This is a genomic window from Martinezella rhizogenes (assembly GCF_007002745.1).
GTDB lineage: Bacteria > Pseudomonadota > Alphaproteobacteria > Rhizobiales > Rhizobiaceae > Agrobacterium > Agrobacterium cucumeris.
On the sequence record NZ_SGNY01000001.1, the window covers coordinates 927,049 to 947,162 of the forward strand.

Consider the following 20,114-nt stretch of genomic DNA (forward strand, 5'->3'; position numbering starts at 1 on the left):
GCTTGCCCCCCTCATCCCGCTGCCGCGGACTTTTCCCGGCGGGGAGAAGAAACAAGCGGCTATCGCCCGCTCCAGATATCACCTCACAATTTTCTGTCTCAGAAGTGAAATCAGAGGCGCCGATGTTTCATCATTTATGAAGCGGGAGCTATCGAGCTATGCTCAAGTCCCGACGCCGATTTCGGCAAGCCGCGTCAGACAGGCCTCTTCGACATTATCGAGTTCCGCCAGCGTCTCCTCGATGTCCTTGCGCTTTTGCCTGAGATCGGCACGCTTTTCGTCGACCTTCTTCATCAAAAGCACGAGCTGACCCGATTCGCCCGGCGGCTCCTTGTAGACGTGAATGATCTCGCGAATTTCGGCTATCGTAAATCCAATACGGCGGCCGCGCAGGATTTCCTGAATGAGACGACGGTCGGCGGCCCTGAAAAGCCGTGTGCGACCGCGGCGCTCAGGGTGAATGAGGCCCTCATCCTCGTAAAAACGCAAGGTGCGGGTGGAAACACCGAATTCGCGTGTCAGTTCGGTTATGCTATAATACTTGTCCAAGGGCCTATCCGATTCATCACCGGATAATATTATTTGACCTTCACGTAAAAGTCAATTTTTGCCATCCGCCTACCCGGAAATACCATACCACCAGGTTGCGATGCCCAGAAAGGCAAAAAAGCCGACAATATCGGTGACCGCAGTCACGAACACCGCCGAAGAAACGGCAGGATCAGCCCCGAACTTGTCCAGAACCAGCGGAATGAGAATGCCAGCCAGCGCCGCCGCCAGCATGTTGAGACACATGGCCGTGGCGATGATGCCGCCAATATGGATATCCTGAAACCAGATTCCGGCAACGATGCCAATGGCGCAGCCGAACAACATGCCGTTCAGGATACCGACACCCGCTTCGCGCCGGATGATGCGCGCGGCGTTGTGAATATCGAGGCTTTTGGTCGCCAGCGCCCGCACCGACACCGTCATGGTCTGCGATCCGGCATTGCCGCCCATGCCGGCCACCGCCGGCATCAGGATTGCAAGTGCAATGATCTGCTGGATCGTCGCATCGAACAGGCTGATAACGGAAGCAGACAAAAACGCGGTGAGCAGGTTGACCGCAAGCCACGGCACACGCGAGCGCGAGGTGCTGACGATACTATCCGACAGCTCTTCATCACCCACACCGCCGAGGCGCAGCAAGTCCTCTTCAGCCTCTTCCTGAATGACGTCGACCACATCATCGATGGTCAGCACGCCGACCAGCCGGCCGTTACTGTCGACCACGGCGGCGGACAGAAGGTCATATTGCTCGAAAAGCTGCGCCGCCTCTTCCTGGTCCATTTCGGCCGGAATGGCATGGTTGGTCTCGTGCATGATCGTTTCGATCTTCACCTGCCGCTTGGCCCGCAGCACCTTGTCGAGATCGAGCGCGCCGACCAGCTTGAAGGTGGGATCGATGACGAATATCTGCGAGAAAGATTCCGGGAGTTCCTCCTCCTCGCGCAGATAATCGATGGTCTGGCCGACGGTCCAGAACGGCGGCACGGCGACGAATTCCGTCTGCATGCGGCGACCGGCCGAGCTTTCCGGATAATCCAGCGCCCGCATCAGCCGCACCCGCTCGGTAAACGGCAGCTGCGAGAGAATATCCTCGCGATCGTCATCATCGAGATCTTCGAGAATATAGACGGCGTCGTCCGAATCCAGCTCGCCGATACCGGCGGCGATCTGTTCGTTCGACATCTGGTCGACGATATCGAGACGGATGCCTTCATCCACCTCGGTCAGCGCCGTCATGTCGAAATCGGAACCGAGAAGCCGCACGAGTGCGTGGCGCTGTTCGGGCAGAATGGATTCCAGCACGTCGCCGAGTTCAGACTCATGCAGCCGCGCCACATTCTTGCGCAGGAAAAGCAGGTCGCGGTCGGCGATCGCCGCCCCTACCATCGCCAGAAAATCCGAACGGACGGACCCGTCCTCGGCATAGATGTCGGAGGGTGCTTCTGTCGGCCTCAACTCTTCGGGAGCGGCAAGATCGTCGTCACGGTCTGTCATCTGGCGTCCCCCTGTTCTTAAAATGCCGCAGTGCACGAATGCGCAGGCAGAATGGCGTTAAAAAGCGCATTGTCAACAACCGGATAGGCGGAAAACAACAAGCCTCGCAACTGCGACGAAAATGTCATGAACCGCCCTTTCACGCGACAATAATCCACGAGCGCCGCACTTCGCACAACGCCCCGCAATGCCCGACTGTTCCGCAGAAAACGGCAAGTTAAAGATTGACATATGTCGCCTAAAGACGATTCTGAAGAAGCTTCTTTACATATGATCGGCCTCATTCGCCACATGGCCGATCACGCAGATTTCAGGAAAAATACAGCAATGAGCAAGACGGATTTCATCGGCAAGGCATCTTCGGCCGCAGGCGGCTGGGGCGCGCTGAAAAGCGTGGGCAAACGGCTTATGGAATCCGGTGCGCCGCTTTCCGGCGCGCGTGCGCTGTTGAAGGCGAACCAGCCTGATGGTTTCGATTGCCCCGGTTGCGCATGGGGCGATCCCGAACACGGGTCTTCCTTCGAATTCTGCGAAAACGGCGTCAAGGCGGTGGCATGGGAAGCGACGGAAGCCCGGGTGCCGCCGGATTTCTTCGCCACCCGCACCGTTTCCGAATTGCGCGGCTGGTCCGACTACGAGCTGGAAAAACAGGGTCGCCTCACCCACCCGATGCGTTACGACCGGGCGACCGACAAATATCTGCCTGTCTCCTGGGACGACGCCTTTGCCGAAATCGGCCGGATTCTCAACAGCCTCGACAATCCGAACCGGGCGGAATTTTATACATCAGGCCGCGCCTCCAACGAGGCCGCCTTCATTTATCAATTGATGGTCCGGCTTTTCGGCACCAACAATTTCCCCGATTGTTCCAACATGTGCCACGAGGCAAGCGGTGTTGGCCTGAAAGCCTCGATCGGTGTCGGCAAGGGCACGGTGCTGCTCGAGGATTTCGAGCACGCCGATGCGATTTTCGTCATCGGCCAGAACCCCGGCACCAACCACCCGCGCATGCTGGGTGATCTGCGCCGGGCAGCCCTTCGTGGCGCGAGGATTGCTGTCTTCAATCCCATTCGCGAAAAAGGTCTGGAGCGTTTTGCCGATCCGCAGGACAAGATCGAGATGATCACCGGCAGCAACACCAGGATCGCTACCAACTATTATCAGCCGCGACAGGGCGGCGACATGGCGGCGGTGCGCGGCATGAGCAAGGCGGTCTTCGCCGCCGACGATGCCGCAAGGGCTGCGGGTGAAGACGCCATGATCGATTACGATTTCATCGCCGAACATGCGGTGGAGTTCGAGGCCTACCGCGCTGCCGTGGAGGCGACAAGCTGGGAAACCATTCTCGACCAGTCGGGCCTTACCCACGCGGAAATCGAGGAAGCGGCACGCATCTACATGAATGCCGGTTCCGTCATCACCACATGGGCCATGGGCGTTACCCAGCACCGCCACTCGGTCATCATTGTCCGCGAAATCACCAATTTCATGTTGCTGCGCGGCAATATCGGCCGTCCCGGCGCCGGCCTCTGCCCGGTGCGCGGCCACTCCAACGTGCAGGGCGACCGTACCGTCGGCATCGATGAAAAAGCCCCACCTGCCCTTCTCGATGCGCTGGAGAAAGAACTCGGCATTCCCATGCCACGCAAGCCCGGCCACAACACCGTCGAGGCCGTGGCCGCCATGCTGGATGGCGAGGCTCAGACCTTTATCGCGCTTGGCGGCAATTTCATGCGGGCGACACCCGACAGCCCGCTGATCGTCAAGGCGTTCGAAAAGCAGAAGCTGACGGTCAACATCGCCACCAAGCTCAACCATTCGCATCTGGTGCCAGGCGAAACCTCCTTCGTGCTGCCCTGTCTCGGACGAACGGAAATCGATCTGAATTCATTGGGCCGTCCGCAGATCGTCACCGTCGAAGATTCTATGAGCATGGTGCATGGTTCCGGCGGCATCAACCCGCCCGCTTCGAACGAACTGCGTTCCGAAGTCGCCATCGTCGCCGGCATTGCCCAGGCAACCCTCGGTAATGTCCATGTGAACTGGAAGGCGCTCGCCGATGACTACGATCTCATTCGCGACATGATCGAGCGGGTCATTCCCGGTTTCGACAATTTCAACGAACGCGTCCGCGTGCCGCGTGGTTTTCGTCTGCGCAACACAGCATCTGAACGGGAATGGAACACGCCGGCGAAAAAGGCGACCTTCTATAGCGGCCCACTGCCCGAAAAGACCGAACACCAGCAGGCGCTGACGCGCGACGACCTATTCGTGCTGCAGACCTTCCGCAGCCACGATCAGTATAACACCACCATCTACGGCATGGATGATCGCTATCGCGGCGTTTATGGCGAACGCCACGTCATCTTCATGAACCCGAAGGACATGGAGACGCTCGGCGCCCATTCCCGCCAGCGTGTGGATGTCATCGGCGAATATGGTGACGGCGTCGAGCGCATAGCCGAGAATTTCCGGCTGGTGCCCTATAATATCCCGCAGGGCAGCGTCGGCGGTTATTATCCGGAACTGAACGTGCTGGTGCCGCTGTCAAGTTATGGTGATGGCAGCTTCACACCAACGTCGAAATCGGTGCTGGTCTCCATCCGCCTGCGACCGGACGCCTCCTGATGGATGACGAGCAATCCGCTGCCGCCTTCATGGCGGCGGTGGAACAGATTAAAGGGCAATCGCAGGAACTGACGGCCACGGGTGCCGCAATCCTTCTGGCAATCCATCTCGACATTGCCACCGACAGCCGCAGCATCGCCAACCGGCTGGGGCTTGCGCATGCCCTCGTTCTGCGCGAAATCACTGCCCTGTCCCCCCGCTTCGTGCGGGTCACGAAACGCGATGCCCGCACGCAGCGTAGCTTCTTGCAGGCAACGGCGGAAGGACAGGCACTGGCCGCGTCCTCCACCCGGATTTGAAACGAACGGAGCATCCCTTGGCAATCAGGCCGATCCTGCCCTATCCTCATGCCGGCCTGTCCGAAACCTGCGCGCCGGTCACCGCTTTTGATGATCATCTGCAAAATCTGGTGACAGATCTGATCGACACCATGCGCGCCGCCCCCGGTGTCGGCATCACCGCCGCCCACATCGGCATAAAACAACGCGTTTTCGTGTTGGAACTGACACCGGGTACCGTTCTGACCTACGTCAATCCTGAAATCATAACCCAGTTCACCCAGACCATGCGCCATATGGAGGGCAGCGTTTCCATGCCCGGTTTCACGGATGAGGTGGAGCGGCCAGATAAGGTCGAGGTACGGTTTCAGGATATATCAGGTGCGGAGCATCGGCAGACCGCCGAAGGATTTCACGCCATCTGCATCCAGCATGAAATCGACCAGCTGGATGGCATTTTCTGGCTTAAACGCCTTTCAAAGCTGAAGCGCGACCGGCTGGTGAAAAAATGGGAAAAGTCCCGCAAGCCGTGATGGTCAGTCGGCAATCGACAGCACGAATTCAGCGTCACCCTTCAATGTGTTGCTGACGGTGCAGATATCCTCGGCCGCATGGGCGAGCGCGTTGCGGGTCGCATCGTCGAAATCCCCGACAAACTCGATCTTGATATCGAAACGGATGATACGATAGGGCTCCGCGGCGGATTTTTCACCGGAGACCTCAACGACGACACCTTCGAAACGATCAAGCAATCCCATTTGGCTTGCCGCGATTCGGGCGCTGAGCGCCAGACAGGCGGCGAGTGAGGAGTAGAGGAGATCGATCGGGTTAAATCCCGGTTCCGAGACACCGGTGACGATCTCCAGCGCGCCGCCGGTCACCGTCGAAATAACCGGGCGACCAAGCCGCCCGAGTTTGGCGGCAGCGCCTACCGGTCTCGACCTCACCTTCGCACCATCAGCCATTCAAACAAATCCTAATTTAATCGCGTGCAACTGAACGCATGGAACAAAAATCTATCTGGCGCTTTTTACTCACACAACGGTGAACGACCGTTGAAACCTTTATTTTACAGGGAGCTGGGACATATGGTTACATCTACGCTCGTCAGCATTCTGATCACCTTCCTGGTGATCGTGCTCGTATTGTGGCTCATCGCAAGACTGCCAGTCGGCGGCGGCGCGAAACAGATCGCGCAGATCATCGTCATCATCATCGGCATTATTTCGCTGCTGAAATATCTCGCGGTCTTCTGATGTCCCGGTGAAGCGCGAACGGAAAAAGGCGGCGAAAGCCGCCTCTTTTTGTTGGAGACTCTCGACCTACTGTCGAGGCTCGAACTGATAGGGTTTCTTGAGCGTAATATCCCGAACGCTGCCAATACCCAGAAACGGCGTATTGTCGGCATCAAAAATCGCCCTGCCCTTCGCCAAAATCCAGCGGACTGAACCATCTGGCAAATTGACCTTGTAACGCTGATCGAAGAACACACCGGTGGTTATGCTGTCAAAAATGGCCTGGGCCACCCGATCACGCATTTCCACATCGATTTTTTCAAGGACTTCCTCGATCGTCACCCCGCGCGATGCCGCCGGTTCGGAAAAACCGTGGCATTCCGCAGTCACCGCATCCATGATCAGCCTGTTATCGGAAATGCTCCACATGTAATAACCGAGCGCATCGTCCGAATCCGTCTTGTCTCCCAGCACGAAAACCCCCGGACATTTTTTTCTGACAAAAGCTAACACCAGACCTCTAATATTCCACCCCTCGTTTTTGTAGGGGTAACCGCCCGGCTACTGCAGCGTGCATCGATATCCACCGAAATTTTATAATGAGTGAATCCATATATCGTTCTCAAAGCCACGATAAATCCCGAAGAGATATCGCAAAGCCCCCCGCCTGCACCTACATAGCTTTTCGATATCATTTCGAAGGAGGTCAATATGCTGCGAACCGCTCTTACTTTTGGACTGCTGACGACAACTGTCGTTCTCGCAGGTTGTCAGACGTGGGAAAGTCCATATCGCGGAAGCGGCTGGCGAATGGATCAGGTCATGGATGGTGACCCATATCGCGTCGGCGATGGAAACCATCAGGAAAACGGGACCGCTTCGAATATTATTCGACGCTGAACCGTGACTGGCGATACATAATTTTCCGCCCTTAAAGCATAGCGCTCCGGCTGTACATTAACGCAGCCGGATTACGCCAGATCTACACCGATGGAACTTACCGCTTAGCAAAGCGAAGGTCTAACCAATTGGCCAAAAAGAAAAAACCCGCCGAAGCGGGTTTCTTTGGTGCGGTCGAGAAGACTCGAACTTCCACGGGTTGCCCCACAGCGACCTCAACGCTGCGCGTCTACCAATTCCGCCACGACCGCATCGTGGTAGATGTCAACTTGCGCCGACGGGGGTGCATGTAGCAAAAGGATTTTCGGTGCACAAGAGCGTCGTGACAGTTTTTTGAAATTAAAAATCGCCCCGACCCACCCTATATGCAGGAAGCCCGGAAATGCTGGGGTTGCCGCCTTGTCGCCATTTTGCGAGAAGGCTGTGGAAAGGACTTTTTCATGCTCACACGCACGGATATCGAGACAAATATGTTCCCCCTCGCCGGTTCGCCGCCCGTTCGCTGGCGAATCTCGGAAGGTCTCGTCCCTTACGGACAGGCGATCGAGGAAATGGAGCGCGAAGTTGCAGCCATCGCCAGCGGCGAGGCGGACGAACTTGTCTGGCTTCTTGAGCATCCGCCGCTTTATACCGCTGGCACCAGCGCCGATGCCGCCGATCTCATCGAGCCGGACCGTTTTCCCGTCTTCGCCACCGGTCGTGGCGGCGAATATACCTATCATGGCCCGGGGCAGCGGGTCGTTTACGTCATGCTGGACCTGAAACGACGCCGGCAGGATGTCCGCGCCTATGTGGCGGCGCTGGAAGACGTGATCATCCGCACGCTGGACAAGATGAATGTTCGCGGCGAGCGGCGCGAAGATCGGGTCGGCGTCTGGGTCAGGCGGCCTGAAAAACCGTTACTGCCGGGCGGCGGCATGGCCGAGGACAAGATTGCCGCACTCGGTATCAGGCTGCGCAAATGGGTGAGCTTCCACGGGCTATCGATCAATGTCGACCCTGACCTCGGGCATTTCTCCGGCATCGTTCCCTGCGGCATCAGCGCCTATGGCGTCACCAGCCTTGTCGATCTCGGATTGCCGGTTATGATCGGCGATGTCGACGTTCTGCTGCGTGAGGCCTTCGAGGAGGTTTTCGGACCGGCAGCGCCCGAAACCGGCGCAGGCGGCTAATCCCACCGCAACCTTTGTCGCAGGCCGGTGTTTGATGCATCGATCACCACAAGAGGAGGAACGACCATGTTCACAACGTCCGCTTATGCCTGCGATGACGGGTCTTCGCCGATGAAGCCCGCGACGATCAAACGTCGCGATCCGGGTCCCCGCGATGTCGAAATCGAGATTGAGTTCTGTGGCGTCTGTCACTCGGATATCCACACGGCCCGCAGCGAATGGCCGGGGTCTCTCTACCCCTGCGTTCCCGGCCATGAAATCATCGGCCGCGTCGCCCGGCTGGGTTCGGACGTCACGAAGTTCAAGGCAGGCGACCGTGTCGGCGTCGGCTGTATCGTCGATAGCTGTCGTGAATGCGCAAGCTGCGCCGAGGGGCTCGAACAATATTGCGAAAACGGCATGACCGGCACCTATAATTCGCCTGACAAGGCGATGGGCGGCAGCGCGCATACGCTGGGTGGCTATTCCGCCCATGTGGTGGTGGATGACCGCTACGTGCTCAATATTCCCGAAGGGCTCGATCCGGCGGCCGCGGCACCCCTGCTCTGCGCCGGCATAACCACCTATTCCCCGCTGCGCCACTGGAATGCCGGCCCCGGCAAACGTGTCGGCGTCGTTGGTCTCGGCGGTCTTGGCCACATGGCCGTCAAGATCGCCAATGCCATGGGCGCAACGGTGGTGATGATCACCACCTCGCCCGGCAAGGCGGAAGACGCAAAGAAGCTGGGTGCCCACGAGGTTATCGTTTCGCGCGACGCCGAACAGATGAAGAAAGCCGCTTCCAGCCTCGATCTCATCATCGACGCGGTTGCGGCCGATCACGACATCGATTCTTATCTTGCACTGCTGAAGCGCGATGGCGCCCTGGTGCAGGTCGGCGCGCCGGAAAAGCCGCTCTCCGTTCACGCCTTCAGCCTTATCCCCGGCCGCAAGACCTTTGCCGGTTCGATGATCGGCGGCATTCCGGAAACACAGGAAATGCTGGATTTCTGCGCCGAAAAAGACATAGCCGCCGAAATCGAAATGATCGATATCGGTCAGATCAATGACGCTTATGAACGCATGATAAAAAGCGATGTGCGTTATCGTTTCGTCATTGATATGAAGAGCCTGCCACGCCAGAAAGCCGCCTGATCCTGAGAGGGGGCGGCCTTGTGGGCGTCCCCTTCCTCATTGGACCTTCCGGTCGAAAGCGCAGCCCCAACCATGACCAGCCAGACCGGTTTCAGCGATGTCGCCAAGGGCATGACCATCATGGCAGGCTGCATGTTCGTGCTGCCGGTCATGGATGCGATTGCCAAATACATGGCGGTCAGCGGCGGCATGTCGCCGGCGCAGGTGACCTTTTACCGCTTTTTCTTTCAGGTGGTGTGCACCCTGCCGCTGCTGCTCCTGGTTTCGCCGAAAGCCCTGTTCAGCGCCAAACGGCCGTGGATGAACTGCCTGCGCGGCGTGCTGCATGCCTCGGCCAGCCTGATGTTCTTCGCCGCCGTCAAATACATGCCGCTTGCCGATGTCTTTGCCATCTATTTCGTCGAGCCCTTCATGCTGACGATGATGTCGGCCCTCTTCCTGGGTGACAAAGTCGGCTGGAAGCGCTGGACGGCGATCGTCGTCGGTTTTGGTGGCGCGCTGATCGTCATTCAGCCGAGTTTCGAAATCTTCGGCTGGACTTCACTGCTGCCGGTCGCCTGCGCCTTTCTCTATACGCTTTATCTGTTCCTGAACCGCGCCATTGGTGATGCCGACAGCCCGCTCGTCATGCAGACCATGTCCGGCATTGCCGGCACGATATTCATGGGTGTGGTGCTTCTGGCCGGCGATGCGATGGGCGACAAGGATTTCACCATGTCGCTTCCGCAATCCGGCTTTGCGCTTGTCCTGCTCATCCTGTTGGGATCGATATCCGGCTACATGCACCTGCTGATCGTCAGGGCTTTCAGGCTCGCGCCGCTGTCGCTTCTGGCACCGTTCCAGTATTTCGAGATCATCTCGGCGACGGTTCTCGGTTATGCGCTGTTTTCGGATTTCCCGACGCCATCGAAATGGCTTGGCATCCTCATCATCGTCGCATCCGGCCTGTTTATCATCTGGCGGGAAAGCAAGCAGGCGCATGCCACCCCGCCGCTTGATGGGCAATGAGACGCCAAGCCCACGTTCAAGTGCCCGAGGGCAGCGGTCCTTCGTCGTGATGATCCTGCGCCTCCACGAGGCTGCCGAGCAGCCATAGGGATACCTCAGCCGCTTCACCGGCGGATTTGAAGCGATATGAGCCGCTATATTTCGGCATGTCAAAGAAGGTGACGACAAAACCGTCACCGCTTTCCAGGCTCTCGACCCTGATCCGCTCGGGGTCGATCATCACGCAGACATAGTGCGATCCCATATTGCGCATGAAGCCGGCCTTGTTGTCGTGCAGCCGCACGAAGGCCGCACCGCCATCCACCGTCATATGCAGGCTTCGGATCGCCTCATTGGGAAAAGCCCGGGCGAAATCCATGATCGCCTGCCCCACATCATGGCTGTTGTCCTCATCCGTTGCCCGCGTCATGCGCCAGGCATAAACGGCAAAGACCGACAGCAGCACGAAGACGATAATCCAGATCGCCATATTCATCGGGGACGCTCCCTCAGCACTGAAACATCACGACTCGCGAATCGAAACGACGCGAACCTGATTCAGCTTCATAGAGATCGAGGCTTGTGTGAAGTGTGGCTTGTCGGAAGACCCGGGACGGATGGAAAATCAGAACCGCTTCAGGAACGATGCCTTTGCAAGAGCCCATTGCCGGCGAAGCTGCGACAGCTGCAACTCGCCCTCGAACACGCCCACCCCGGCCTTTCTTGCCGCGAGGATGACCGGTCCGGACAGGGCAACGGGCAGATAGGCGGCAAAGACGGACCTTGGGATTTTCGCGCGTCTTGCCTTTTCCAGATGATCGAGCGCATGAGCAGCAAATAGCTCTATGGCGATGCCGACGCGTTGTCGGTCATCGCCTTCAAGAAAGGTCTCGCGATCGAGCCCGGCGGCCGCGAGCATATCGGCGGGAATATAGACCTGCCCGCGACGGCGATGCAGCGGCATCAGCAGCAGAATGCCGGCCATGGCCTGCGCGACGCCCGCATGTCCGGCCGCCTCCGCACTTGCGGTCGCGTCTTCCGCCGAGAGCACGAGGCTCGCCAGCTGGATCAGCGCCGAGGCGGTCTCCCCGGCATAACCTTCAAGCGCGTTTCGATCCTCGAACAGATCGTCATAGAGATCGAAAATACGCGCCTCGATCATATTGGCCAGCACCGGGCGCGGCAGACGATATTGCTCGATAGCGGTCAAGAGAGCCGCAGCAACGGGATGGGACAGACTGTCGCCATGCGCATTGCCCTCAAGCAGATCGCGCCACCATTGCATGCGCACTTCGCCAGGCAGCGCCTCGCGCACGGAATCGCGGATACGGGCGATCTCGGCATTAAAAGCGTAAAGCGCCGCCAGAGAATTGCGTTTATCGGCAGGCGACAGAAGACAGGCGAGATAGCGGTCGCGATCGGTGTCGCGCAGCGTCGCGAGGCAGACGTCGAGATTTTCTGTGGGTGCCATGGTTCCCCGCGCGAAACGTCCTGTCAGCCTTCGACGGCAATCAGCGCCGCAGCGACGGCGCGCGATTCCGAAAGCATGATATTATAGGTGCGCACGGCAGCACCCGTGCTCATCGGGTCGACCGAAATGCCCGCTTCCTTGAAGGCCGCGCGCAGTTCCTTCGGCAGAACACGCATGCCGTCCCCCGTACCGATCAACAGCACCTCGATGTCCTGCGCTTCCGCCAGAACCTTTTCGAAATGCCCGACGGTCAATTCTTTCGCATCGACCGGCTCCCAGCCATGAATGCCGGACGGCAGAAGCAGAAGCGAGCCGCGATGCGACATCTCGGCAAAACGGAAACCGCCATTGCCATAGGCATCGATGGGCGCCCGGCCGGGAAAATGGGCCGGGCGTATTTCTATCCCGCCGGCCATCAGACGGCAGGCTTGCCGCCGATGGCGTTGCCGGGCTTTTCATCCTTCTCGTCTTCCGCATCCTTGTTGTCGGGACGCAGCTTGAAGGCGATCAGCACGGGCGCGGCAATATAGAGCGAGGAGAACACGCCGATACCGACACCGAACAGCATGGCGAAGGTGAAGGAGCGAATAACCTCGCCACCGAAGAGGTAGAGCGCGAGCAGTGCCAGAAGCACGGTCAGACCGGTAAGGATCGTACGCGACAGCGTCTGGTTCAGCGACACGTCGATGACCATCGACAGCGGCATCTTTTTGTAACGCCGGAGGTTTTCGCGGATACGGTCATAGATGACGACGGTATCGTTCAGCGAATAACCGATGATCGTCAGGATCGCCGCGATACTCGTCAGGTTGAACTCAAGCCCAAGGAAGACGAAGAGGCCTATGGTGAAGACCACGTCGTGCACCATCGAGATGACCGCACCGAGCGCGAACTGCCATTCGAAGCGAACCCAGATATAGACCATGATCGCCGTCATCGCGAGCAGGATGCCGATCGTCGAGGTGAAGGTAAGGTCACCCGACACGGCCGGACCGACGACTTCGACGCGGCGGAAATCGTATTTGTCCTCAAGCTCGCCACGCACCATGGTGATGGCGGACTGTTCGGCATTCTCGCCGCCTTCCTGCGCCTGAATGCGGATGAGAACATCCTGCGGCGTGCCGAAGTTCTGTGCCTGGATTTCACCGAGGTTCAGCTGGTTCAGACGATCGCGGATTTCTGCGAGATCTGCCTCACCCTGCTTGGCGCGCACTTCGATGACCGAACCGCCCTGGAAGTCGATGCCGAGGTTCAGGCCCTTGCCAACGAAACCGCCGATGCAGGCCAGCATGATGGCGCCGGTGATCATGAACACCACGCGACGATAGCGCATGAAGGGAATATCGCGGCCATCGAACATGGCGGTGCGGACACCCTTCGGCAGGTGTTTCGGACGGCTGCGGCGAACCCAGTAGCCGAACATCCACGCCGTCAGCGTATAGGCGGTAAAGACGGTGGTGATGATACCGACAGCCAGCGTCACCGCAAAGCCCTTAACCGGACCGGTGCCCATGTAGAACAGCACGCTCGCCACGATCAACGTCGTCAGGTTGGCGTCGATAATGGTCGCAAAGGCGCGGGTGAAGCCGTTATCCAGTGACTGGATCAGCGGTTTGCCGCTTTTCACCTCTTCGCGTATTCGCTCATAGATCAGAACGTTGGAATCCACCGCCATACCGATCGTCAGAACGATACCGGCGATACCTGGCAATGTCAGCGTTGATCCGATCACACTGAGGACCGCCAGCAGCATGACGACGTTGACGACAAGGGCGATGTTCGCCAGCAGGCCGAAGAAGCCGTAGAAGACGAACATGAAGATGAGAACGCCGACGGCGCCGATGGCGCTTGCCGTCAGGCCGGCGGTGATGGAGTCGTTACCAAGGCTCGGGCCGACGGTGCGTTCTTCAACGACGGTCAGCGTGGCTGGAAGTGCGCCGGCACGCAGCAGAACCGCGAGGTCGTTTGCACCCTGCACCGAGAAGTTACCGGAAATCTGTCCCGAACCGCCGATGATCGGCTCACGGATGACAGGTGCGGAAATGACCTGGTTATCAAGAACGATGGCGAAAGGCTTGCCGACATTCTGCTGCGTCGCCTGCGCAAAGCGCTGCGCGCCGCGGCTGTCGAAGCGGAAGGTGACGACCGGCTCGTTGGTCTGCTGGTTGAAGCTCGCCTGCGAATCCACGAGGTTGTCGCCAGAAACGAGAGCACGGCGCTCCACCAGATAGGGAACCGGCGGATCGTCCTGCGAATAGAGAACTTCGGAGGTTGCGGGCGGACGGCCATTCATCGCTTCCTGCACCGGCATGGTGGTGTCGACCATGCGGAAGGACAGCTTTGCCGTCTGGTTGAGAAGCGATTTCAGGCGCTGCGGATCCTGAAGGCCCGGCACCTGCACGATGATGCGGTCGGAACCCTGACGCTGGATGAGCGGCTCGGTGGTGCCGACTTCGTCGACGCGGCGGCGCACGACTTCAATCGACTGCGATACGGCCGATGACAGGCGGTAATCAACACCTTCGTCGGTGAGGTTGAGCCGCAACAGATTGTCGCCGCCGTCGCTCATCGTCACTTCGGTGATGGAGCCGCCGACCAGCGTTCCGGCGGAAACCGGCTGCGTCAGATCGCGAAGCGCCGTCTTGGCGGCTTCCAGCTGGGCGGGATCGCTGATGCGAACCTGAATCTGCTGGCCGTTGCCGGCAAGCCCGGAATAGCGGATATTGGCGTCGCGAAGCTGGGTGCGCACATCGCCGACAATCGTCTCAAGCCGTTCCTTGACAATGTCGGAACGCTCGATCTTGAGCATGATGTGCGAGCCGCCCTGAAGGTCGAGACCGAGCGTTACCTTGTTGTCCTTGTACCAGGCAGGCATGCTCTCCAGCTGTTTTTCCGAAAACAGGTTAGGAGAGGCGATAAAGACGCTTGCCAGCACAAGCAGCCAGATGAAGACTGTTTTCCAACGGGAAAAATGAAGCATTTCGATCTCGGTCAGGGTTGGGGTTGCGCGGACAGCGCAACCCGTCAAAATTCGCAATCGGGCGTCCGGTTATCCGGCAGGATCAGGAAGCGGCTTCCGTCTTGACCACTTCACCCTTCACACGCACTTCGGCGATATAAGCGCGGGCAGCGCGGATTTTCACGCCTTCGGCGATTTCGACTTCGAGTTCATTGTCGTCGATGACCTTGGTCACCTTGCCAACGATGCCGCCGCCAAGAACGACCTGATCGCCACGGCGAATGCTGGTCAGTGTTTCCTGGCGCTTCTTCATCTGCGCGCGCTGCGGGCGGATGAGGAAAAAGTACCAGACGACCATAAGGGGCGCAAACAGGAAAAGCATTTCCAGGCCGGAACCGAAGGCCGATGCGCCGCCCGTTGCGTCCTGGGCAAAAGCTTGACTAATGAACATATAAAACTCCTCAACGATTACGGCACGACCTCGTATGCCGCCCCAGCTTTCAAGCCGCCGGAATATAGTGGGGAACGCCGGGATTGCAACAGATGCAAGGCCCACGCCGTACCGATTCCGGACCTCTTAACCTTTATGGGCCGGAAACGCCATGCTAGGCCGGTCGCAAAACAGAGTTTTGAACACCAGACAAGCGGAAGAAACACCATGATTCGAGAAGAAACGGCCACCCTGCTTCTTGCCGAACTGCGCCGGCTGAACGTTGCCGTGGAGCGGCTGGCAGGCCCGGCCCCCGCCGTAAACGACTGGAATGCAGCCGATTGTTTCGTCTGGTCGCCGGTCAATTCGTTTTTGCAGCCCGTCCCCCGCCCCAACCGCATCGCACTCAAACTCATTCGCGGCGTCGATCATGTGCGTGACATCCTGCATGAAAACACCCTGCGTTTCGCCGATGGTTTTCCCGCCAACAACGTGCTTTTGTGGGGCGCACGCGGCATGGGCAAGTCCTCGCTGGTCAAGGCGGTTCACGAAGATGTGCGCACCGCAAGCGGCGTTCCCCTGAAACTGGTGGAAGTGCACCGTGAGGATATCCACACCCTGCCCGCTTTGCTCGACATACTGAAAACCTCGGATCAGCGCGTCATCCTGTTCTGCGACGATCTCTCTTTCGATCACGACGACACGGCCTACAAATCGCTGAAGGCGGCGCTCGATGGTGGTATCGAAGGGCGGCCGGACAATGTCCTTTTCTATGCGACCTCCAACCGCCGCCATCTGCTGCCACGCCACATGATGGAAAACGAACAATCGACCGCCATCAACCCGTCGGAAGCAGTCGAAGAAAAAGTCTCCCTGTCCGATCGCTTCGGCCTGTGGCTCGGCTTCCACAAATGCGGCCAGGAAGACTATCTGACGATGATCGACAGCTATGCCGAACACTTCGATCTGGGTGTGGACCGCGAAACCCTGCATCACGAAGCGCTGGAATGGGCAACCACCCGCGGCGGCCGCTCTGGCCGCGTTGCCTGGCAATATATTCAGGACGCCGCTGGCCGTTTGAGGAAATCCATCGACCGATAACGCGACAGTGACGGCTGGCGAAAGCCAGTGTCGTTACGGCCACAAAGCGTGTCGTATTTCCGAACGACAAGCCGCGCCCCGCATGGTTTGCTGCAGCCATCCGGTTCCGCTTCGAATTTCGAGGCGGAACAGTCGGAACACCGGCGAAATGCCGGTGGCTGCGGCGGGCGGTGATCGGGAGGCAGGCTGCGTCCTTTATGGACATATGACCATTCCCCTTTCCATCCCTTCGCCGAAAAATTCCGCTCGAACCGGACATCGGTTCAGGCGCGTATTTCGACGATATCCTGTCCGCGGAGGAGCGGGCCGGCATTGGCGTTCAACCCGAGGAGGAGATGGATATGAGCAGGAACAGAGGCGTCGTTTACCTGAAGCCCGGACAGGTCGAGGTGCGCGACATCGACGACCCCAAGCTTGAGGCGCCGGATGGCCGCCGTATCGAACACGGCGTTATTCTCAAGGTGATTTCCACCAATATCTGTGGCTCCGACCAGCATATGGTGCGCGGCCGCACCACGGCTATGCCGGGTCTCGTCCTTGGCCATGAAATTACCGGCGAAGTCATCGAAAAAGGTGTCGATGTCGAGATGCTGGAAATCGGCGACATCGTCTCGGTGCCGTTCAACGTTGCCTGCGGCCGTTGCCGTTGCTGCAAATCGCAGGATACCGGCGTCTGCCTGACGGTGAACCCGTCACGCGCCGGCGGCGCTTACGGTTACGTCGATATGGGCGGCTGGATCGGTGGACAGGCCCGTTATGTCACCATCCCCTATGCTGATTTCAACCTTCTGAAATTCCCCGATCGCGACAAGGCGATGTCGAAGATCCGCGATCTCACCATGCTGTCAGATATCCTGCCGACCGGCTTCCACGGCGCCGTCAAGGCGGGCGTCGGTGTCGGTTCCACGGTCTATGTCGCGGGCGCCGGCCCGGTCGGTCTTGCCGCAGCCGCCTCCGCCCGCATTCTGGGTGCAGCCGTCGTCATGGTCGGTGATTTCAACAAGGATCGCCTCGCCCACGCCGCCCGCGTCGGTTTCGAGCCCGTCGATCTTTCCAAGGGTGACCGCCTGGGCGACATGATTGCCGAGATCGTCGGCACCAACGAGGTCGACAGCGCCATCGACGCCGTCGGTTTCGAGGCACGCGGCCATTCCGGCGGCGAACAGCCGGCCATCGTTCTCAACCAGATGATGGAAATCACCCGCGCCGCCGGCTCCATCGGCATCCCCGGCCTCTACGTCACCGAAGACCCCGGCGCGGTTGACAATGCGGCGAAACAGGGCGCCCTGTCGCTGCGTTTCGGCCTCGGCTGGGCCAAGGCGCAATCCTTCCACACCGGCCAGACGCCAGTGTTGAAATATAACCGCCAGCTCATGCAGGCGATCCTGCATGACCGCCTGCCCATCGCCGACATCGTCAATGCCAAGATCATCGCGCTCGACGATGCCGTGCAGGGTTATGAAAGCTTTGATCAGGGCGCGGCAACCAAGTTCGTGCTCGACCCGCACGGTGATCTGTTGAAAGCGGCCTGACGCCTCGATCAACAGGCAAGAATGACAGAACGCCCGCGACACACCCCGTCGCGGGCGTTTTTGCATGCCCAAGCATGTCTCCGGCCGGAGATATTATGCTTCGCTCTCGGCAAGCGCTTCAAGCTCGGCCACCGCCTCCGCGGAAAGATAAGGCCTGAACAGGCTGGAGACCTGCTGCAGCCCCCAATCCAGCTGCTGCTGCCCGAATTCGCTGACGCCTTCCTGCAGATTGAGATAGGCCGCCCAATAGGTCGAGACGATCCACAGATTGGTCAAAACCGCGTCGCGCTCGCTCTCGGGAATAGTCACCAGACCCACCTTCTGCATGCGGCCGACAATGTCGCCAACTGCCAGTCGCATTGCGGCGCTTATGGTTCTGACCGGCTCCACCAGTGATGGTGCCAGTGCGATCAGGCCGACCAGATCGCGAAACAGAAAGCGGTAGCTCCATACCAGCGAGAACCATTGCCGAAGAAAACCGGCATAGGTGGCCGCCGCCCCCTCGTCTGCCCCGTCAACGGTTGTGACCAGCATCATCGCATCGGCTTCGAACCGCGCAAACAGCGCGAGAACCAGCGCTTCCTTGGTGCGGAAATGATAATAAAGATTGCCCTCATTAATATCGACCGCAAGGGCGATCTCCGCCGTCGTTACGCGATCAGGCCCGCGCCCGTTGAACAGTTCCAGGGCGGCATCCAGAATTCTGTCGCGCGTACGTGCTCTGCGTGGTCGCTCCGGCTCATTGCTCTTCATCAAAATCCTGTCCTGCCATTGAAACCTAAGGCATGCACCTTAAATACCTAAAATAAGGTATGCACCTTAACAGCAAAACCCCATTGTTCAAACGCGAATAAGGAGCTGTCGATGATCGGAACCGGCCTTCACACCCCGCCCATGGATAAGACCGGGGCGGCGCCCCTGTCAAAACTGGCCACGGCGCGTCTTGCAATCTCGCTTGTCCGTAACCCGTTAAAAGCCTTGCCGCCGGATATTTTCAGCCAACCCGCCGTCTTCACCCGGCTGGGTGGCACGATGCGCGTTCATCTCGCCGATCCCGTGCTGATCCACGAAGCTCTGGTCAAGCATGCCAATCTGCTTGGCAAGGGTGAAGATGTCCGCCGGGTGCTCGGCCCCGCGCTTGGGCAGGGTCTGCTGACCGCCGATGGCGACCACTGGAAATGGCAAAGGCAATCCGTCGCGGCCGCCTTCCGGCATGAAAAGCTGCTGGAATTGCTGCCGGCCATGATCGAGACGGCGCGGCGCACGCAAGCGCGCTGGCGCTCCCCTTCGATCGGCGACATCGATATCGGCCATGAAATGATGCACACCACCTTCGACATCATTGTCGAAACCATGATGTCCGGCGGATATGGTATCGACATCGCGCGCGTCGAACAGAGCATCACCGATTATCTGAGGCCGACGGGCTGGACCTTCGCGCTCGCGATGCTCGGCGCACCGGAATGGCTGCCCCATCCCGGCCGGCGCAAATCCCGCGCCGCCGTCGATTATCTGCGCGCCAGCCTTGCAACGGTGATCGCCGGCCGGCGGCAAAACCCCACCGACCGAACCGATCTTGTCTCCATGCTGCTGGAAGCAAAAGACCCGGAGACCGGACGCATGATGAGCGATGAGGAAATCATCGACAATCTTCTGACCTTCATCACCGCCGGTCATGAAACGACGGCACTCGGCCTAGCCTGGACCTTCCACCTTCTGTCGCAGGACAGGGAAACAGAAAGAAAAGTTGTCGAAGAAATTGCGGGCATCACCGGCGGCGAGCCTGTCGCGGCCGAACATATCGCCAATCTCACCTATACGAGACAGGTGTTTTCGGAGGCGATGCGGCTTTACCCGCCTGCCCCGGTCATCACGCGCACGGCGCTGCAGGATTTCAGGCTCGGAGAGCACGAAATTGCAGCCGGAACGGTTCTTTATGTGCCGATCTATGCCGTGCACCGACACACCGCATTGTGGGATGAACCCGAACGCTTCGACCCGTCACGTTTCGAACCCGACAGGGTCAAGACCCGCCACCGTTATGCCTATATGCCTTTCGGCGCTGGCCCGCGCGTCTGCATTGGCAATGCCTTTGCCATGATGGAGGCCGTGGCGATCCTTGCCGTTCTTCTGCAGACCGTCCATCTCGAAAACAGGTCCATGACTGCGGCGGAGCCGCTGATGCGGGTGACATTGCGGCCGCAGGACCGGCTGATGATGAAGATCACCCAGCGCTAAAAC

At 59.0% G+C, this 20,114-nt stretch carries 20 protein-coding genes and 1 tRNA gene; 10 read left to right on the forward strand and 11 right to left on the reverse strand.

The genetic code is table 11. The annotated features are described in order from the left end of the window. Positions 1–162: 162 nt before the first annotated feature. Together EXN68_RS04610 and mgtE are read right to left on the reverse strand one after the other, a co-directional pair. Positions 163–549 carry a MerR family transcriptional regulator gene (locus tag EXN68_RS04610; protein ID WP_046800119.1) on the reverse strand — a complete coding sequence of 129 codons (387 nt, stop codon included), beginning with the start codon at positions 547–549 and terminating at the stop codon, positions 163–165. Between the two features lie 69 nt (positions 550–618). Beyond that, positions 619–2,046: a magnesium transporter gene (mgtE, locus tag EXN68_RS04615; protein ID WP_142839797.1), complete on the reverse strand. Its 1,428-nt coding sequence runs from the start codon at positions 2,044–2,046 to the stop codon at positions 619–621. 327 nt (positions 2,047–2,373) lie between these two features. Here mgtE and EXN68_RS04620 point away from each other — a divergent pair, with 327 nt between their 5' ends. From EXN68_RS04620 to EXN68_RS04630, 3 genes are read left to right on the forward strand one after another with little or no spacing between them, the layout of a single operon-like run. Continuing rightward, positions 2,374–4,674, forward strand: coding sequence for an FdhF/YdeP family oxidoreductase (locus tag EXN68_RS04620; RefSeq protein WP_142839798.1), 2,301 nt, complete (start codon positions 2,374–2,376; stop codon positions 4,672–4,674). Further along, positions 4,674–4,973, forward strand: a complete 300-nt coding sequence (locus tag EXN68_RS04625; protein WP_142839799.1) for a hypothetical protein — start codon at positions 4,674–4,676, stop codon at positions 4,971–4,973. The genes EXN68_RS04620 and EXN68_RS04625 overlap by 1 nt, the downstream gene beginning before the upstream one ends. Positions 4,974–4,990: 17 nt before the next feature. Further along, the gene (locus EXN68_RS04630; protein ID WP_142839800.1) at positions 4,991–5,485 is read left to right on the forward strand and encodes a peptide deformylase; all 495 of its coding nucleotides are present in this window, start codon (positions 4,991–4,993) and stop codon (positions 5,483–5,485) included. Positions 5,486–5,488: 3 nt separating this feature from the next. On the opposite strand, the gene EXN68_RS04635 is transcribed toward EXN68_RS04630, so the two are convergent. Beyond that, positions 5,489–5,917 (reverse strand): OsmC family protein, encoded by a 429-nt coding sequence (locus EXN68_RS04635; protein ID WP_142839801.1) that lies wholly within the window; start codon positions 5,915–5,917, stop codon positions 5,489–5,491. A 123-nt stretch (positions 5,918–6,040) separates the two neighbouring features. Here EXN68_RS04635 and EXN68_RS27595 point away from each other — a divergent pair, with 123 nt between their 5' ends. Further along, on the forward strand, positions 6,041–6,208 hold the full coding sequence (locus EXN68_RS27595; protein WP_003495928.1) for a Thivi_2564 family membrane protein: 168 nt from the start codon (positions 6,041–6,043) through the stop codon (positions 6,206–6,208). A 66-nt stretch (positions 6,209–6,274) separates the two neighbouring features. Here EXN68_RS27595 and EXN68_RS04645 read toward each other — a convergent pair whose 3' ends face one another. Next, positions 6,275–6,700 carry a PAS domain-containing protein gene (locus EXN68_RS04645; protein ID WP_142839802.1) on the reverse strand — a complete coding sequence of 142 codons (426 nt, stop codon included), beginning with the start codon at positions 6,698–6,700 and terminating at the stop codon, positions 6,275–6,277. A 553-nt stretch (positions 6,701–7,253) separates the two neighbouring features. Next, a tRNA-Leu gene (locus EXN68_RS04655) sits at positions 7,254–7,338 on the reverse strand. Positions 7,339–7,527: 189 nt separating this feature from the next. On the opposite strand from EXN68_RS04655, the gene lipB reads away from it, so the two are divergent. The 3 genes from lipB (at position 7,528) to EXN68_RS04670 (ending at position 10,401) form a co-directional block, all read left to right on the forward strand. Continuing rightward, the gene (lipB, locus tag EXN68_RS04660; RefSeq protein WP_142839804.1) at positions 7,528–8,259 is read left to right on the forward strand and encodes a lipoyl(octanoyl) transferase LipB; all 732 of its coding nucleotides are present in this window, start codon (positions 7,528–7,530) and stop codon (positions 8,257–8,259) included. A gap of 66 nt (positions 8,260–8,325) precedes the next feature. After that, positions 8,326–9,393, forward strand: coding sequence for an NAD(P)-dependent alcohol dehydrogenase (locus EXN68_RS04665; protein WP_142839805.1), 1,068 nt, complete (start codon positions 8,326–8,328; stop codon positions 9,391–9,393). Positions 9,394–9,465: 72 nt separating this feature from the next. After that, complete coding sequence (locus EXN68_RS04670) at positions 9,466–10,401, forward strand: DMT family transporter (RefSeq protein ID WP_161991192.1); 936 nt, start codon at positions 9,466–9,468, stop codon at positions 10,399–10,401. Between the two features lie 16 nt (positions 10,402–10,417). On the opposite strand, the gene EXN68_RS04675 is transcribed toward EXN68_RS04670, so the two are convergent. From EXN68_RS04675 to yajC, 5 genes are all read right to left on the reverse strand, one after another. Then, positions 10,418–10,876 carry a hypothetical protein gene (locus EXN68_RS04675; protein WP_046800099.1) on the reverse strand — a complete coding sequence of 153 codons (459 nt, stop codon included), beginning with the start codon at positions 10,874–10,876 and terminating at the stop codon, positions 10,418–10,420. 129 nt (positions 10,877–11,005) lie between these two features. Then, a complete protein-coding gene (locus EXN68_RS04680) occupies positions 11,006–11,851 on the reverse strand; it encodes a phytoene/squalene synthase family protein (protein WP_142839806.1) in 846 nt (281 codons plus the stop codon). Between the two features lie 23 nt (positions 11,852–11,874). Further along, entirely contained in the window at positions 11,875–12,267 is a 393-nt protein-coding gene (locus EXN68_RS04685) for an Mth938-like domain-containing protein (protein WP_142839807.1), read from the reverse strand. Next, positions 12,267–14,831 (reverse strand): protein translocase subunit SecDF, encoded by a 2,565-nt coding sequence (gene secDF, locus EXN68_RS04690; protein ID WP_142839808.1) that lies wholly within the window; start codon positions 14,829–14,831, stop codon positions 12,267–12,269. Before secDF ends, EXN68_RS04685 begins: the two co-directional genes overlap by 1 nt. Before the next feature lie 82 nt (positions 14,832–14,913). Beyond that, complete coding sequence (yajC, locus tag EXN68_RS04695; protein WP_003495911.1) at positions 14,914–15,261, reverse strand: preprotein translocase subunit YajC; 348 nt, start codon at positions 15,259–15,261, stop codon at positions 14,914–14,916. 207 nt (positions 15,262–15,468) lie between these two features. On the opposite strand from yajC, the gene EXN68_RS04700 reads away from it, so the two are divergent. After that, positions 15,469–16,341, forward strand: a complete 873-nt coding sequence (locus EXN68_RS04700) for an ATP-binding protein (protein ID WP_142839809.1) — start codon at positions 15,469–15,471, stop codon at positions 16,339–16,341. Between the two features lie 341 nt (positions 16,342–16,682). Continuing rightward, complete coding sequence (gene fdhA / locus EXN68_RS04705; protein ID WP_046800115.1) at positions 16,683–17,873, forward strand: formaldehyde dehydrogenase, glutathione-independent; 1,191 nt, start codon at positions 16,683–16,685, stop codon at positions 17,871–17,873. Positions 17,874–17,966: 93 nt separating this feature from the next. Here the strand turns inward: fdhA and EXN68_RS04710 are convergent, their stop codons facing one another. Next, positions 17,967–18,626 carry a TetR/AcrR family transcriptional regulator gene (locus EXN68_RS04710; protein ID WP_142839810.1) on the reverse strand — a complete coding sequence of 220 codons (660 nt, stop codon included), beginning with the start codon at positions 18,624–18,626 and terminating at the stop codon, positions 17,967–17,969. Between the two features lie 111 nt (positions 18,627–18,737). Here EXN68_RS04710 and EXN68_RS04715 point away from each other — a divergent pair, with 111 nt between their 5' ends. Beyond that, positions 18,738–20,111: a cytochrome P450 gene (locus tag EXN68_RS04715; protein ID WP_142839811.1), complete on the forward strand. Its 1,374-nt coding sequence runs from the start codon at positions 18,738–18,740 to the stop codon at positions 20,109–20,111. The last annotated feature ends 3 nt before the right edge of the window (positions 20,112–20,114 follow it).